At 65.5% G+C, this 14629-nt stretch carries 11 protein-coding genes; 7 read left to right on the forward strand and 4 right to left on the reverse strand.

Annotation, left to right across the window (positions count from 1 at the left end):
• The first annotated feature begins 40 nt into the window (after positions 1-40).
• Positions 41-1513 carry an NAD-dependent succinate-semialdehyde dehydrogenase gene (locus W930_RS0115710; RefSeq protein ID WP_023871728.1) on the forward strand — a complete coding sequence of 491 codons (1473 nt, stop codon included), beginning with the start codon at positions 41-43 and terminating at the stop codon, positions 1511-1513.
• Positions 1514-1598: 85 nt separating this feature from the next.
• On the opposite strand, the gene W930_RS0115715 is transcribed toward W930_RS0115710, so the two are convergent.
• Both W930_RS0115715 and W930_RS0115720 read right to left on the reverse strand, forming a co-directional pair.
• Positions 1599-4145, reverse strand: a complete 2547-nt coding sequence (locus tag W930_RS0115715; RefSeq protein WP_023871727.1) for a YbcC family protein — start codon at positions 4143-4145, stop codon at positions 1599-1601.
• 24 nt (positions 4146-4169) lie between these two features.
• Complete coding sequence (locus W930_RS0115720) at positions 4170-5735, reverse strand: NADH-quinone oxidoreductase subunit L (protein ID WP_023871726.1); 1566 nt, start codon at positions 5733-5735, stop codon at positions 4170-4172.
• Positions 5736-5833: 98 nt separating this feature from the next.
• Between W930_RS0115720 and W930_RS0115725 the strand changes: the two genes are divergently transcribed.
• The 6 genes from W930_RS0115725 to W930_RS0115750 all read left to right on the forward strand — a co-directional run bounded on the left by W930_RS0115725 (position 5834) and on the right by W930_RS0115750 (position 11863).
• Positions 5834-6757: a LysR family transcriptional regulator gene (locus tag W930_RS0115725; protein ID WP_023871725.1), complete on the forward strand. Its 924-nt coding sequence runs from the start codon at positions 5834-5836 to the stop codon at positions 6755-6757.
• Positions 6758-7067: 310 nt separating this feature from the next.
• Complete coding sequence (locus tag W930_RS0115730; protein WP_023871724.1) at positions 7068-8048, forward strand: MerR family transcriptional regulator; 981 nt, start codon at positions 7068-7070, stop codon at positions 8046-8048.
• 42 nt (positions 8049-8090) lie between these two features.
• On the forward strand, positions 8091-8828 hold the full coding sequence (folE, locus tag W930_RS0115735; protein WP_023871723.1) for a GTP cyclohydrolase I: 738 nt from the start codon (positions 8091-8093) through the stop codon (positions 8826-8828).
• Positions 8829-8870: 42 nt separating this feature from the next.
• Positions 8871-9551, forward strand: a complete 681-nt coding sequence (locus W930_RS0115740; RefSeq protein WP_023871722.1) for an RNA polymerase sigma factor — start codon at positions 8871-8873, stop codon at positions 9549-9551.
• Between the two features lie 35 nt (positions 9552-9586).
• A complete protein-coding gene (locus W930_RS0115745; protein WP_023871721.1) occupies positions 9587-11140 on the forward strand; it encodes a cryptochrome/photolyase family protein in 1554 nt (517 codons plus the stop codon).
• A gap of 24 nt (positions 11141-11164) precedes the next feature.
• Positions 11165-11863 carry an SDR family NAD(P)-dependent oxidoreductase gene (locus tag W930_RS0115750; protein WP_023871720.1) on the forward strand — a complete coding sequence of 233 codons (699 nt, stop codon included), beginning with the start codon at positions 11165-11167 and terminating at the stop codon, positions 11861-11863.
• Positions 11864-11941: 78 nt separating this feature from the next.
• On the opposite strand, the gene W930_RS0115755 is transcribed toward W930_RS0115750, so the two are convergent.
• Entirely contained in the window at positions 11942-13222 is a 1281-nt protein-coding gene (locus tag W930_RS0115755) for an MFS transporter (protein WP_023871719.1), read from the reverse strand.
• Positions 13223-13352: 130 nt separating this feature from the next.
• On the reverse strand, positions 13353-14453 hold the full coding sequence (locus W930_RS0115760; RefSeq protein ID WP_330220676.1) for a M14 family metallopeptidase: 1101 nt from the start codon (positions 14451-14453) through the stop codon (positions 13353-13355).
• Positions 14454-14629: the final 176 nt, after the last annotated feature.

Genomic DNA, 14629 nt, shown 5'->3' on the forward strand with positions numbered 1-14629 from the left:
AACCCGCATCCAGTTCGCCCCATTCCGGAGACTCGCCCGTATGTCGCTTTCCCTGTCACGCCCCGATTTGATGCGCCGCCAGAACCTGATCAACGGCGAATGGGCCGATGCCCGCGATGCTCGTCGCTACCCCGTACAGAACCCGGCCAGCGACGCGTTGCTGGCGGAGGTGCCCGACAGCACGGCTATCGATGCTCGCGCCGCGACCGACGCCGCCTACCGTGCGCTTCCCGGCTGGCGTCACAAGCTGCCGCGCGAACGCGCCGAGGTACTCAGGCGCTGGCATGCGCTGATTCTCGCGAACGGGGACGATCTCGCCACGCTGATCTCGCTCGAGCAAGGCAAGCCGCTTTCCGAGGCTCGCGGCGAAGTGGCATACGGCGCCTCGTATGTCGACTGGTTCGCGGGCGAGGCGACACGCGTCTACGGCGACATCATTCCGCAACAGCAACCCGGCAAGCGCATGACGGCGGAGAAGGAGCCTGTCGGCGTCGTCGCTGCCATCACGCCCTGGAATTTCCCCCTCGCGATGATCGCGCGCAAGATTGCGCCGGCGCTGGCCGTAGGTTGCACGGTGGTCGCCAAACCCGCCGAGGACACGCCGCTCACCGCCCTTGCGCTGGCGGCACTCGCCGTCGCGGCCGGTGTGACGCCGGGGGTACTCAACGTCATTACGGCGTCGCGCACGCGCGGCATCGATGCCGTCGCGGACTGGCTGGCCGACGATCGCGTGCGCAAAATGACTTTCACCGGCTCGACGGCCGTGGGCATTCACCTCGCGCGCGAATCGGCCGGCACGCTCAAGAAGCTCTCGCTGGAACTCGGCGGCAACGCCCCGTTCATCGTATTCGACGATGCCGATCTCGAGTCGGCGGTCGCGGGTTTGATGGCGTCAAAGTTCCGGAATGGCGGACAGACGTGCGTCTGTCCGAATCGCGTGTATGTGCAGGCGGGCGTCTACGAACGGTTCGCTTCAATGCTGGCCAAGCGGGTGGAGGCGTTGCACGTCGCGCCCGCGAGCGATGCCAATGCGCAGATCGGACCGATGATCAATCCTCGGGCAGTCGAGAAGATCGGTCGTCATGTCGAAGATGCGCTCTCACACGGCGCACGCGCGCTGACCGGTGGCGCGACGCTGCCTCTGCTCGGGCCCAACTACTTCGCACCGACCGTGCTGGTCGACGTGAACGACAGCATGCTCGTCAGTCAGGAGGAAACGTTCGGGCCCGTGGTGCCGCTGTTCCGATTCGAGACCGAGGATGAAGCGATCCACCGAGCCAACGACACGCCTTTCGGGCTGGCGGCATACTTCTACACACAGGACATGCGTCGCGCGCAGCGGGTCGCGCGACGTCTCGAGGCCGGCGTTATCGGCATGAACGAAGGCGCCGTGTCGAGCGAAGCCGCGCCGTTCGGGGGGGTAAAAGCGTCCGGCTACGGACGCGAGGGATCGAAATACGGGCTCGACGATTACATGTCGATCAAGTACGTCTGTCAGGGCGGGCTGGACTGATCCGCGGCCCGCGGATCGCCTCTTTTTGTCTTGCAACCGGCGATTCGGATGGGGCAGGGCAGGGAGCACTGAATCGCGGTCAGTGTCATCTCCCCGCCAGATCCACCGGTGACCAGCGCCCTTGGACATAACGCTCAAAGCCTGCCTGTTCGAAGCGCCAGAGGTGGAGCCAGCCATTGTCCAGCAGGTGGCGCACGACTTCGTGCTTGCCGATCACCGTCTCGATCGCCGCCCGCGGCGCGTCGACGACCACGGTCAGCCGCACGGGTTCATGTATCCATCGCTCGCCGTCGTGCAGCGACTGCTGCGACAGGCCGATGCGCAGATCGCCGCCGTTGCCCTCGAAGACGCCGAGGCTGCCCCCCACGACGTTATGCAGCAGCTTGTTGCCGCTGCCCAGCCGAAGCGGATCACAGGTCGACGCATGGTATTGCCAGTTGATCCAGTGCGTCACCAGCATGGGCGCCGTCATCAACAGTTCGAGCACGCTGCCGTCGGCGTCCCGACTGGCGTCGTAATCGTGCAGGAAGCTACGTCCGTCGAGCATCACGCCGCGGCTTCTGTCCCGGGGCGCGATCAGAAACGCCGCGTTGCGGGCAAGTCCCCATTCGGGCCGCGTTTGCGCGCCGTCGTTGGCGCGACGCTGCAACCGCGCCAGCAGCGCATGATGCGGCGCGCGCGGATCGAGCGTCAGGCTCGCGGCGCGTTCGCGGCGTACCTGATCACAAGCCTGGGCAAAGATGGGCTGCAAACGCGCCCAGCGATCCCGTGCGGCTTGCGGCAGCAGATCCAGATCGAAACCCTCGAGTTCATCGGTGGTGGTGTTGTGCAGCACCGCCACGAAGCGAGTTGCCTCAGGTATCGCGAGTTGCTGCGCGCGCAGGCCGTCGCGCACCGCCGGGTCATTGAGCAGTTGCGCCAGGCTGCGCGCGTTCACTTCACCGGTCTGGCCGCAGCAGGCGCCGCAATCCAGGGCCGCCGCATGAGCATTGTTGGCGGACTGACTGCCGTGCCCGACGAGAAGTACCAGCGGCGCCAGGTATCGGTCCAGACCCATCGCGTGAAGCACCCGTGTGGCCAGGGTCACCTTGGACGCCAGGTCCATCCCCTGGAGTTGCGGGCGGCAGATGGGGCGATAACGGGCGGGTATGCCGGCCAGGTCGTCTCTGGGGCGCGCTTGCCGGCCCGGTTGCAGCCAATTGCCGAGTTTGCCGAGATAGCCCAGTCCGGCGGCCTCGACGAAGGAAAACGCGGCGCCCGGCCACCGGCTGGCCGCCTGCCACTGATCCGCCATCGCAAATCGCGATCGACGCACACGGCCGACAGCGCGCTGCCGGGCCTCATCCGCCGCGCGCTGCGCCGCATCGGTGCTGACGATGCTGTCGGTCACCTCGATGGCCGGCGCGAGCAGGCCGGGCAGTTGGGGGCGCCGAGCCGGCGTGCCCAGGGGCGTGTAGGCGATCGGCAACCCGAAGAAGCCGGCAAACCCGAGCGTCTGGATGCCCGGCGACACGGCCTCGAGCGACCGGCGCAAGGGTTCGCTGCGCACGTCGATGCAAAAGGCCGCCTGGACCTCGATGTCCGTCGGCGCCGGACCGTGAGGGTTCGCGGCAGTCAGGCGCTGTGCCAGCTCACGCTGGTAGCCGATCTCGAGGGCCAACTGCCATACCTCGTCGATCAGCAGCGCCTGCTCCGTTTCCTGCAAGATGCGCGGGGCCGAGCGCCACGCCGCGTGCAGCGCGGCAAACGCATGCCTCGCGGCGGCGTCATCCTTGCACTCGAGCAGCAGTGCACCCCAGGCAAGGCGAATTGCCAGCAATTCACGCAGATGGGCATCGCGCCCGCCCGCCAGTCCGGCCTCCCAGCCCAGGTAGGCACACCACGACGCCCAGCCGTTGACCGTCAGAAGCACCGATTCGAGATAGTCCGCCCAGACCGCTTGCGGTAGCCCCAGGCGCTCCATGACCCAGCGCTCGGCATCCTGCGCTTTGGCAGGCAGGGCGCCGGTGGCCCGCCCGATATGCGGCAGCCCCATCAAGATGCCTATCCCGTGGTCGTGCTGCAAAGTGTCGCGCCAGAAGGCATACAGGCCCTGTTCGCGCTCGGGTTGCCAGCTTGCCTGCCGCGCATCGAAGAAGGCGGCGCAGGTCTGGCTGACCTGATGCGTGATGGCTTGCCGCCAGGACAACCGCGCATGGCGCTCGGGATCGTTGTCGAGCACGTCGATCAACAGCGGCAATTGCGCCTGCGGCGCGCCGGACTCAAGTGCCGCGACGCACTGCTCGGGTGTGAGCGCGGCCGACTGGGCCGCGGGCAACTGATGCAATGCAACGGCCAGATCCTCCGCCGTGATGCGACCCTCGCGCCAGGCTTGCCGTTGTCGATCTCTCGGCGGAAAGACGTGGATGCCGCCAAGCACGGCCATCCGGGCGGCCACACGGCGCACGGGCATGCCGATACGCGACCAGTGCGGATTCACGGCAATGGCGCGGTCCAGCGGCCATGCAGGAGCAATCGCCGCGCAGGCCTCCTGGCAGGCGCGCTCGATGTCGGCATACCGCACCTGCGGGTCATCCGCGACCAATGCCGTGAGGCCGGCCGCGGCGAGCGTGTCGTGGGTCAAGGGTTTCATCGTCACACTTTCCTTGTCGTCAGTTCAGCGCTGGGCTTTCGCCAGCCGCGAGGCGAGCGCTTTGGGGCCAGGATGTGCTGCCGCTGCCTGCGCCCACCGGGCGGGCCAGAGCAGCAGCGCCAGGCGCGTGTAACCCTCGTCCAGATAGAAGCCGGCGTAGCTCCAGCGACGCCAGCAGGCGGGCAGGGACGCCCGGTGTTGCAGGCGCGCCTGGCAGAGATACAAAGCCGCCATGAAGGTCAGCGTGAGAACGCCCAGCCGATGATCCGGCGCATCCTGAAGTCCGAGCGGCAGGACGTGTGCGGCCATTGCGGCCAAGGTCAGACCCAGAACGCTCAGGAGCCCGAAAAGTAACTGGGCCAGGCGTGCATCGGCGCGAGACGGCGCGGAACTCAACCACAGCAGCGGCGCCCAGGCCAGTCCCAGCACCACGCACCACCACCAGGGCCAGACGTCGATACCGGCGAGCGTCATTGCCAGAAACACAATCGACGTCGTCACCGCGGGGGCCAGCACGAGACTGCCGCTCATGGGGGCGGCAATCGTGTGCATTGCGCGCGCACGCGTATCGCGCACGACCGACGAGGCGGACAGAAAGGCATGCGCCTTGTACAAGGAGTGACCCATCAGATGTAGCGCGGCGAGCGTGTAGAGACCCAACGCGCATTCGACCAGCATGAAACCCATCTGCGAGACGGTCGACCAGGCCAGCCGAACCTTGATGCTGATGCGCGTCAGCACGACCATGCTTGCCAGCACGGCGGTCGCCAGACCGAGCAACGCCAACAGATCGCGTGCGGCGTCGGCTTTCTCCAACATCGGTGCAAAGCGAATCAGCACGAAGCCGCCGAGATTGACCACGCCCGCATGCAGCAACGCGGATACCGGGGTCGGGGCTTCCATTACCTGGATCAACCAGCCATGTACCGGCAACAAGGCGGTGCGCAGTGTCACCGCCAGCACCAGCAAGACGGCGCTCGCCTGCAGGGGCAGGGACAGGCCATGCTGCGCAATATGTGCCCACAAGTCCGTCAGCGAGCCGCTTCCCACCTGCTGCCAGGCTAGCGCGGTCGCTCCCAGCAGCATGACGTCGGCCAGCCGATCGGCAATCCGCTTCTTGTGCGCCGCCAGCAAGGCAAAGGGGCGATCCGGGTAAAAGCACAGCAGTCGCTGCAACGCCAGGCCCACGGCCGCCCAGGCGACGATCAGCACTAACCAGTGATCGGCGAGGAGAAGCAGGTGCACGCTGGCCAGTACGGTGGCCAGTGCACCGAGATAGCGTGGCTGGTTCGCTTCCCCTTCGAGGTAGCGGGCGGAAAACGCGGCGATGACGGTGCCCAGCAGTTGCACCAGCAACGCCAGCGCCAGGCCGAAGCGCGTCGTCGTCAAAACACCCGGCCAAATGCCCTGGCCGGCGCAGACGAACAGCGACACGGCCGTCGATACGAGCGCGGCAGACGACATCGTCAGAAACACACGCCACTGTCGCCGGATCGTCTGCGAACTCACCCATGTCGCACTGACCAGCGCGGCCATCAGCGCCGGTGGCGTGAGCACGCAAGCGACGCGCAAAGCCTCGGGAAAATCCATTGCATGACCCTCTTGAATTACGGTGCGAGGATGATGCTTGCGGCAAGAGGTTCTGTAAAATAGATTATAAAGAACAAATTGTTATCAAAAAACGAACGATGGACCTCAATCAACTCAATTTCAATCATCTCTACTACTTCTGGCGCGTGGCCAAGCTCGGCCATCTGACGCGTGCGGCGGAGCGGTTGCATACCTCGCAATCAGCCGTCTCGGCGCAGATTCGTCAGTTGGAGGAGAAGATCGGCGACGATCTGTTTGTCCGGGCAGGACGGCGACTCACGTTGACCGATACCGGGCAGTTGGTGCTGGCGTACGCCGACAACATTTTCGGGCTGGGCGAGGAGCTGTTGGGACGCCTGCATGGGCGCTCTGCGGGCGTTACGCGCTTGCGCGTCGGCAGCGTGGCCACACTGTCGCGCAACTATCAGGAGAACTGGATTCGACCTTTGCTCACCAACCCGGCCGTTGTGCTGACGCTCGAATCGGGGTTGATGGAAGGGCTGCTGACCCGGCTCATCCAGCATCAACTCGACGTCGTGCTGGCCAACGAGACGGTGCCCGCCGATCCGGATCGGCCATTGCACTGCCAGTTCCTGGGCAGTCAGGCAATCTCGCTCGTGGGGCCTGCCAGCGTATGGGCGTCGAAAACCCTGCGGATCCCGGAAGATCTCGATGACGTCGACATCGTGCTGCCCGGCCCACGCCACGCGTTGCGCGGTCAATTCGACGCGCTTTGCGCCACGGCAGGTGTCAGTCCCAGACTGCGCGCTGAAGTGGACGACATGGCGATGCTTCGCCTGATTGCCCGCGACAGTGGGTGGCTGACCGTCTTGCCCGAAGTGGTCGTGCAGGACGAGCTGCGAACCGGATCGCTCGTCGTGGTGGGGCAATCGACTGCGCTGCAGGAGCATTTCTACGCCATTACGGCGCCAAGGCGACATCGCATCGAAGTGCTGGAGCCGTTGCTCGCCGGCAAGCGCGACGTCCACAACGAGGTCGCCCGCAAAACCTCCACGAGCTAGAACGCCCGCGCGAATGCCCTGGTTTTCGTGCGGCGACCATCCCTGCCAGCAGAGCCCTTTGTCACCGCGGGCGCCGTCGCCGTCGAGCAAATCCGGCGCTGGCGCGACCTGCATCGTCCCGACCACTGTCGGCGCAATGCCATCGACAGTGTTGCCTCCTTCCGAGAGTCATTGTTGAGTCGGAATTCAAACTCAAATAAATAGATTGTCAGTATTTTGAGTTTATTTATTGACTCTAATTTTTCCGTGAGTTAAGGTTTGCGCACAAGTGGCAAATCAAGCGGGAAATTGTCTGGGGACGGAGGATACGGTGAGTTCAGTTCGGCGGTATCGAAGCGGCGAGGCCGCAAAGCTCGTCGACATGCCCGCTGCCACGTTGCGGATCTGGGAGCAGCGCTATGGCGTGATCTCCCCGCCCACGAGCGCCTCGGGTCAGCGCCTGTATTCCGAAATGGACGTGACCCGGCTGAAGACGATCAAGTCGCTGGTCGATGGGGGCCATGCGATCGGCGCCATCGCGCATTTGGACAACGAGCAGTTGAGCCGACTGGCGAGTGGCGCCGCCGTCGGGGCGTCTGCGCCCCACGTTCCCCACGTGCCCCACGGCGCAAACCTGTTCATCGTGGGCTTCGGCGATGACGCCGCGTCCGCCATACCCGACGGCGTCACGTGCCAGGCGTTTTCGCGAGCCGAGGCGATTCCTGGCGTCGATCCCACGTCCGCCACTGTCAGCGGCATGGTCGTGCGGGTCGAGGCGTTGCACGAAGACACCGTGCTGTCGATCGTCGCGGCTGCGCGCAGGGCGCACTGCGACCACGTGCTCGTCGTCTATGCATTCGGCACACGGCGGGCCGTCGATCTTGCCCGTCTGGAAGGCATTCGCCTGATGCGCACTTCCGGTGCTCTGCTCCATGCGGACGAGCTTCTCTCCGATTTCGCGCAGTCTTTTGCACGCAACGACGCTCGCGGGTCGGCCCGCCAGCGGCTCTGGTCGAGATTGCCGCGCCGGTTCGATGAACAAACGTTGACCCGGCTGACCCGGCAGTCCTCGACGATCGCGTGCGAATGTCCCAAGCATATCGGCGAGCTGCTGCTGCAGATCGCCGCCTTCGAGCGTTACAGCGACGAATGCGTGTCGCGCTCGCGCGCCGACGCCTTGCTTCACCAGCATCTGGGCGATGCCGCCAACCGTGCCGTGGCGCTGTTCGAGGACGCGCTGGCGGCGGTCGTCGAGCACGAGGGCTGGTCGGTGCCGGCAACCGTTCCCGCACTACGGCGCGGCGAGCGCTGAAACACGATTCGCATTCGGACCCTCTTCCATCGGGAGCATTTCATGGGCGCAGTCATCGATTCACAGCAGGCCATTGCCATTACGCAGGGCCCTCAGGAGGGGATTCCGCTGTCGCAGGCGATCCGTCAGCGTCTTCGCGGTGCCGGTGTCCGTTTTCATGCCAACGACAATATCGCTGCCTACCTTCGCGAGGGCGACGTTGACAGGCTTCAGGACGAAGTCACCGTGCATATCGAGAATGCGCTTCGCGCACTCGTCATCGATGTCGACAACGACCACAACACCCGGGACACCGCCAAACGCGTCGCGAAAATGTTCGTGAAGGAAGTGTTCGCGGGGCGCTACGAGCCGCCTCCGGCGATCACCGAATTCCCGAACATCGGCCAGTTGAACGAGCTCACGCTGATCGGCCCGCTTCGCGTGCGCAGCGCCTGCTCGCACCACTTGTGCCCGATCATGGGGCATGCGTGGATCGGCGTGCTGCCCAACGCCGACTCCAATTTGCCCGGGTTGTCGAAATACGCGCGGCTGCTCAACTGGGTCATGGCGCGGCCACAGATTCAGGAAGAAGCGGTCAAGCAGATTGCCGATCTGCTCGAGGAAAAGATTGCGCCGGACGGCCTGGCTGTCGTCATGGAGGCGGATCACTTCTGCATGCACTGGCGCGGGACGAAGGACGACGGCGCACGCATGGTGAGCAGCGTGATGCGCGGGCGATTCCTCGAGGACTCCGCGCTTCGCCGGGAATTCCTGGCGTTGATGGCGTCGCGCGCCCGGTAAGCGCACGCGCGCCGCGGCCCGATCCTTTCTCGAAATGTCGCCATGACAATCGCCGACGTCACTCAGCCCGCTCCGCCCGTTGCCGCCAAGGCGCGTGGTGTCGCGCCGGCGCCCAGCCCGGTGGGGACGCCGCCGCAGACGCACGGATTCAAGGTGCCCGGCGTGAGCGCGAGATCCGCACCCATCGACAAGGAGGGCCTCGCAGTCCTGCTCACGAATGCCCAGCGCGGTGACGCGCAAGCGTTCGCGCAGTTCTACCGGCGAACATCGTCGCTGATCCTCGGCGCGATCCTGCGCATCGTCAACGGCCGCGCCGAGGCGGAAGACATTTTGCAGGATATCTACGTGGCGCTCTGGCAGCGCAGCGTCATATTCGATGCGCAGCGGGGCGACGTGCTGCCGTGGATCTTCACCATCGCCCGGCACAGGGCGATCAATCATCTGCGTGGGCAGAAGCCACTCGTGGCGGACGACGCGCTGATGGCATCGCTTCCGTCGGACACCGCGTCGCCCGACGAGATCAGCCAGACAAGGCGAGCCTCGCGACAACTGAGCGAGGCGCTGTCCACACTCTCGGCGCAACAGCGTCAGGCGATCACGGTCGCCTATTTCGGTGGCTTCTCCTATACCGAACTGGCGCAGGTCCTCGGCGTGCCGGAGGGCACGGCGAAGAGTTGGATCCGTCGCGGTCTGGCCTCATTGCGCCAGATGCTCGATCGATAAGCCGCCGCCTTGCGCCGCGGGGGGCGCGTCTTGCCATGCATGCCGATACCGAACCACCGACTCATACCCTGCGCCTGGTGCTGGGAGACCAATTGCACCCGGGCCATCGCTGGTTTTCGCGGGTGGACCCAGCGGTCGTCTACGTATTGATGGAAGTGCGGCAGGAAACCGACTACGTGCTGCACCATGCCCAGAAGATCATCGCCATATTCGCCGCGATGCGTGACTTTGCCCGGCACCTGCGCGCCGGAGGGCACCGTGTGCGCTACGTGGCACTGGACCATCCGAGCAATCGTCAATCCATCACGGAAAATCTGGCGGCACTCGCCGATCACTACGGCGCCCGCCGGGTCGAGTGGCAACAGCCGGACGAATGGCGACTGGACGCGCAACTCAACAGTTGGGGGATGTTTCAGCCCCTGGACTGGGCGGTGGTGGACAGCGAACATTTCCTGACGCCGCGTGACGCGCTTGCCTCGCTCATGGGCGAGCGCAAGCAGTGGTTGATGGAGCACTTCTACCGGAACATGCGCCGGCGCTGGCATTTGCTGCTCGATGCCGACGGCGGCCCGCAAGGCGGTCGGTGGAATTTCGACTCGGACAACCGCAAGCGCTGGCCGGGAACGCCTCCAGAGCCGACGGACTGGCGCCCGCGACACGATCACCGGGCGCTGTGGCAAATGCTGCAGCGCGCAGGCGTGCGCAGCTTCGGCGATCCTCAGGCCGACGCGATGCGCTGGCCGGTCAACCGCACGGAGGCGCTGGCCTGCCTTGAGGCTTTCATCACACAGGCGCTGCCGCACTTCGGCGACTACGAGGATGCATTGGCCGCCGGCGCGCCGCGCCTGTTCCATTCGCTTCTGTCGTTCGCGCTCAACGTCAAGATGCTGCATCCCCTGGAAGTGGTGCGGCGTGCGGAGGCTGCCTACGTTGCGGGCCGGGCGCCGCTTGCCGCGGTGGAGGGCTTCGTGCGGCAGATCGCGGGGTGGCGAGAATACGTGCGCGGCATTTACTGGGCGAAGATGCCCGACTACGCGTCGCACAACGTCCTGAATCACGAGACCCCCTTGCCGGACTGGTTCTGGAGCGGCAACACCCGCATGCGCTGTCTGCACCTGGCCATTACGCAGTCCCTGCAAACCGCGCATGCACACCACATCCAACGGCTCATGGTGATCGGCAATTTCGCCTTGCTGGCCCGACTCGACCCGCAGGCGCTGCACCGCTGGTATCTGGGCATCTACATCGACGCATTCGAGTGGGTGGAGCTGCCGAACACACTTGGCATGAGCCAGCGCGCCGATGGCGGACTGATTGCCACGAAACCCTATGTGAGCAGTGCTGCCTACCTGCGGCGAATGGGCGATTACTGCCAGGGCTGCGCTTACGATCCCACGCAAAAAACTGGCGCGCGCGCATGTCCGTTCAACGCCCTTTACTGGGATTTCTTTGACCACCATGCGCCCACGCTGCAGGACAACCCGCGCCTTGCGATCGTTTTCCGCCAGTGGCAAAAGATGGACGACGCGCAGCGCGAGGCGCTACGTGCGCATGCCGCGAAGTTGCGCGAGCGACTGGACACCTTGTAACGCCCGGCGTTGGAGAGCAAACCGATGAAATCCCTGGTATCCGGTTACCGCGCTATCGTACTTGGTGCCTCGGGCGCCATCGGCGCCGCGATTTGCCACGCACTGCGAGACGACCCACGTTGCGCCACCGTGCTGGCACTGGGACGCACCAGCGTGCCAGCCATCGACTTCGAGGCCCCGGCGAGCATCGCGGATGCCGCCGCAGCCGTGTCCGCACAAGGTCCGTGGCACCTCATGGTCGTTGCCACTGGCATGCTCCAGGGGCCGACCGGCACGCCCGAGAAGCGACTCGCCGACCTGAGCGCTCGGCACATGACGACCAGCTTCGCCGTCAATACCATCGGGCCCGCGCTGGCAATCGCGCATTTCGCCCCACAGCTTGCGCGCACCGAGCGCAGCCTGGTGGCCGTGCTCTCGGCCAAGGTGGGCAGCATCGGGGACAATCGCCTCGGGGGCTGGTACAGCTACCGTGCGTCGAAGGCGGCGCTCAACATGGTCGTCAAGACCGCGGCGATCGAGCTGGCCCGTACGCACCCGCAACTGGTCGTCGCGGCACTGCATCCCGGCACGGTGGACTCGGCGCTTTCCGCGCCGTTTCGGGGGGCGCAGATCGGGCGCGCGCCGGGCGCCGCCGCACGGGATTTGTTGTCCGTCATCGATGCCTTGCAACCCGAGGACAGCGGCGGCTTTCGTGCGTACGATGGCCAGCGCCTGCCCTGGTAGCGGGGTCGGCGGTCCCGATGGTTCCGGTGGTCGCGACGATCGCGCCGATCCTGGTGGTTCAGCGCGAGTCGATACGCGTCAGCGGGCGTTGAGCACCCGGATGCGCAGCAGCGCGATCATGCTTAGCACCGCGGCGCCCATCAGGTAGAAGCTCGGCGCGAGCTTGCTGCCGGTGGCCTGGATGAGCCACGTGATGATGAATGGCGCGAAGCCGCCGAAAATCGTCACCGCCAGGTTATAGGCGATCGACATGCCGGTCGTGCGGGTTTGCGTCGGGAAGAGTTCGCTGAGCAGCGCCGGCATCCCGCCGTAGTACATCACGCTCGCCACCCCGATGCCGATCTGCACAGCAATCATCGCGCCGAACGTTGCATGCAGGTCGAGCAGGTAGAACGCGGGCCATGAAAACAGCAGGATGAGCACGGCGGACGCGAGCATCATGCCGGTGCGTCCGTGCCTGTCGGAGAAATGACCGACGAGCGGTGCGCCCACGGTCTGGATCACGCCGGTGGCGATGATGGCCGTGAAAACCGTCGACGCCGACACGCCGAGTTGCTTGACCGCGTACGTCGGCATGAACAGGATCAGGTAGGCGGAAACCGTGGCGAGGATCACCACGCCGATGGCGAGCAGCAGTCGCTCCTTCTGACTCGCGAATGTCTGCGCAAGCGGTGAGTGCGTGGTCTCGGCCGCCAGGAACTCCGGCGTCTCGTCCATGTGCGTGCGGATGTAATAGGCGACCGGGCCAATCAGCAGGCCGAACAGGAACGGAATACGCCAGCCCCAGCTTTGCATCTGGGCGTCGCTCAGATTGCCGGTTAGCACCGCGCCGAAGAGCGATGCGAGCAACGTCGTCATCCCCTGGCTCGACGCCTGCCAGCTTGCGAAGAATCCGCGGCGCGAGGGCGACTGCTCGGCAAGAAATGCGGTGGCGCTGCCGAATTCGCCGCCCGCGGAGAACCCCTGGATCATGCGCGCGAGGACCAGACCCACCGGTGCGAGCACCCCGATGGAGGCGTACGTCGGCATGACGCCGATGATCAGCGTGCCGATCATCATCAACAGGATCGACAGCGTGAGCGCGGCCTTGCGCCCGGCCTTGTCGGCATACACGCCGAGCACGATCGCGCCGAGCGGGCGCATGAAAAAGGACACGCCGAACGTGCCGAGCGTGAGCAGCAGTGAAACGGTCGAGTCGCCTGAAGGGAAAAACAGTCGGGAAATCGTGACGGCGAAAAAGCCGTACACGACGAGATCGAACCACTCGAGTGCATTGCCGATGGTGGCGGCGGCGATGACGCGCCACATGGGCGGGGCCGTCTTTGCATTGGCGGGCAGGACAACAGACGCATGATTCATGGCGAATCCTTGATGTGCGAGAAGACTTGCTGAAACAGCGCGGATGAACAACGACGCCGGGAGGAGAGGCGATACCGCCGTTTCACCGCGTTGTCCGCTGTGGGCCAAGGCGCGGGGGGAGGGCGTGATGTCATGTCGCCGCCAAACCGCAAATGGCCTGGAGCACGGCGACCCGGCTCTGACCGAGGACCATGCCCTTCCATGCGTCGTGATCGCAATAGAATGCCTCGCGCACGCGCTGACGCAGGGCCGCGGCCACGTCGGCCGGTGCGTCGGGGTGCGCGCGCAGCCACGCCTCACCCCGCAATGCGTCGACGACGACCTCGAACGGCTGGGTCCCGTATTCCATCGCCATCAGGGTCGCGCGTGCGTCGGGGCAGCACGTATAGATCGTCGAAGCGAGCTGACCCGTGACGTCGACCGACGCCGACGTGCCGGCGAACGGCACGGCGATATCCGCACCCCACCACCGCCGTGCGCGCTCGACTTCCTCCTCGTTGCGACGGCCCGCGAAGATCTTTTCGCCATGGCCTTGCGGGCCAAGCCCGGTGTGATAGTCGATCCAGCCGATGTCGCCATAGCGCGCGGCCTGCGTGCGCAAGACGTGGCACAGCGTCTGAAGCGAACGACTTTGCGCCTGCCCGCCGTAGAACAGCCCGCCGGCATGGGTGTACTGTCCGCTCGACACGGCATTGCGAAAGCGCGGCATGCCCTGCTGCGCGATGTACTCGGCGATGGCACGTTCGTTCTGCTCGGTGGGCGGCCACTCGGCGGGCACGAGCCAGTCGTGGACCTCGGCATAGTCGGCGTTGACCGGCAGCGGCGCGGCGCCAAAGGCCTGCGCGTTGCGATTCAGGTCGATGTTGTCCTCGTTGGTCCGGCTGCTCCATGAGAATCCGAACGGATTGACGGCATGGACCAGCAGCAGCGCCACGCCTGCCTCGGCGGCGCGCGCGAGCATGGGGGCGTCGTTGAGCAGCGCCAACTGGCAGCCCGAACCGCAGTGCCCCTCGGCGCCGTGCGTGGCCGACGTCAGGATCAGGAGCCGGCGGGCATTCGGGGGCGCGATCATCGCCACATCGGTGAAGAGCGCCTCGCCTTGTGCGCCCCGCGCTTCGATCGGGTAGGCGTCGATCTCGTCGGTGTGTCGCCGCGCCGCGTCCAGGAAACGCTCGCGCGCCAGGGCGTAGGTCGAAGAAAAGTATTGCTCGATGTCTTGCGAAGCCGTCATCCTCATCCTCCTCGGACACGCCCCGGCCTGCGCCGGACCGCGTATCGGTTGTTGTCGTGACTCCTCGCGCGCTCGCGCGGTGTCGGCCCGGGGCGCGAGATCGGCGCGAGATGGCGAACGGAGCAGGGGGATATTAGCGCTGCGACCCTATAGCAAAAAGATAAGAAATTTATTCT

The organism is Pandoraea sp. E26 (assembly GCF_000681415.1).
GTDB lineage: Bacteria > Pseudomonadota > Gammaproteobacteria > Burkholderiales > Burkholderiaceae > Pandoraea > Pandoraea pnomenusa.

Coding starts and splice junctions, on each gene's coding strand:
- folE (WP_023871723.1), top strand. CDS start 8,091: ATGGGCGCAGTCATCGATTCACAGCAGGCCATTGCCATTACGCAGGGC.
- W930_RS0115720 (WP_023871726.1), bottom strand. CDS start 5,735: ATGGATTTTCCCGAGGCTTTGCGCGTCGCTTGCGTGCTCACGCCACCG.
- W930_RS0115750 (WP_023871720.1), top strand. CDS start 11,165: ATGAAATCCCTGGTATCCGGTTACCGCGCTATCGTACTTGGTGCCTCG.
- W930_RS0115760 (WP_330220676.1), bottom strand. CDS start 14,453: ATGACGGCTTCGCAAGACATCGAGCAATACTTTTCTTCGACCTACGCC.
- W930_RS0115725 (WP_023871725.1), top strand. CDS start 5,834: ATGGACCTCAATCAACTCAATTTCAATCATCTCTACTACTTCTGGCGC.
- W930_RS0115740 (WP_023871722.1), top strand. CDS start 8,871: ATGACAATCGCCGACGTCACTCAGCCCGCTCCGCCCGTTGCCGCCAAG.
- W930_RS0115745 (WP_023871721.1), top strand. CDS start 9,587: ATGCATGCCGATACCGAACCACCGACTCATACCCTGCGCCTGGTGCTG.
- W930_RS0115755 (WP_023871719.1), bottom strand. CDS start 13,222: ATGAATCATGCGTCTGTTGTCCTGCCCGCCAATGCAAAGACGGCCCCG.
- W930_RS0115710 (WP_023871728.1), top strand. CDS start 41: ATGTCGCTTTCCCTGTCACGCCCCGATTTGATGCGCCGCCAGAACCTG.
- W930_RS0115715 (WP_023871727.1), bottom strand. CDS start 4,145: ATGAAACCCTTGACCCACGACACGCTCGCCGCGGCCGGCCTCACGGCA.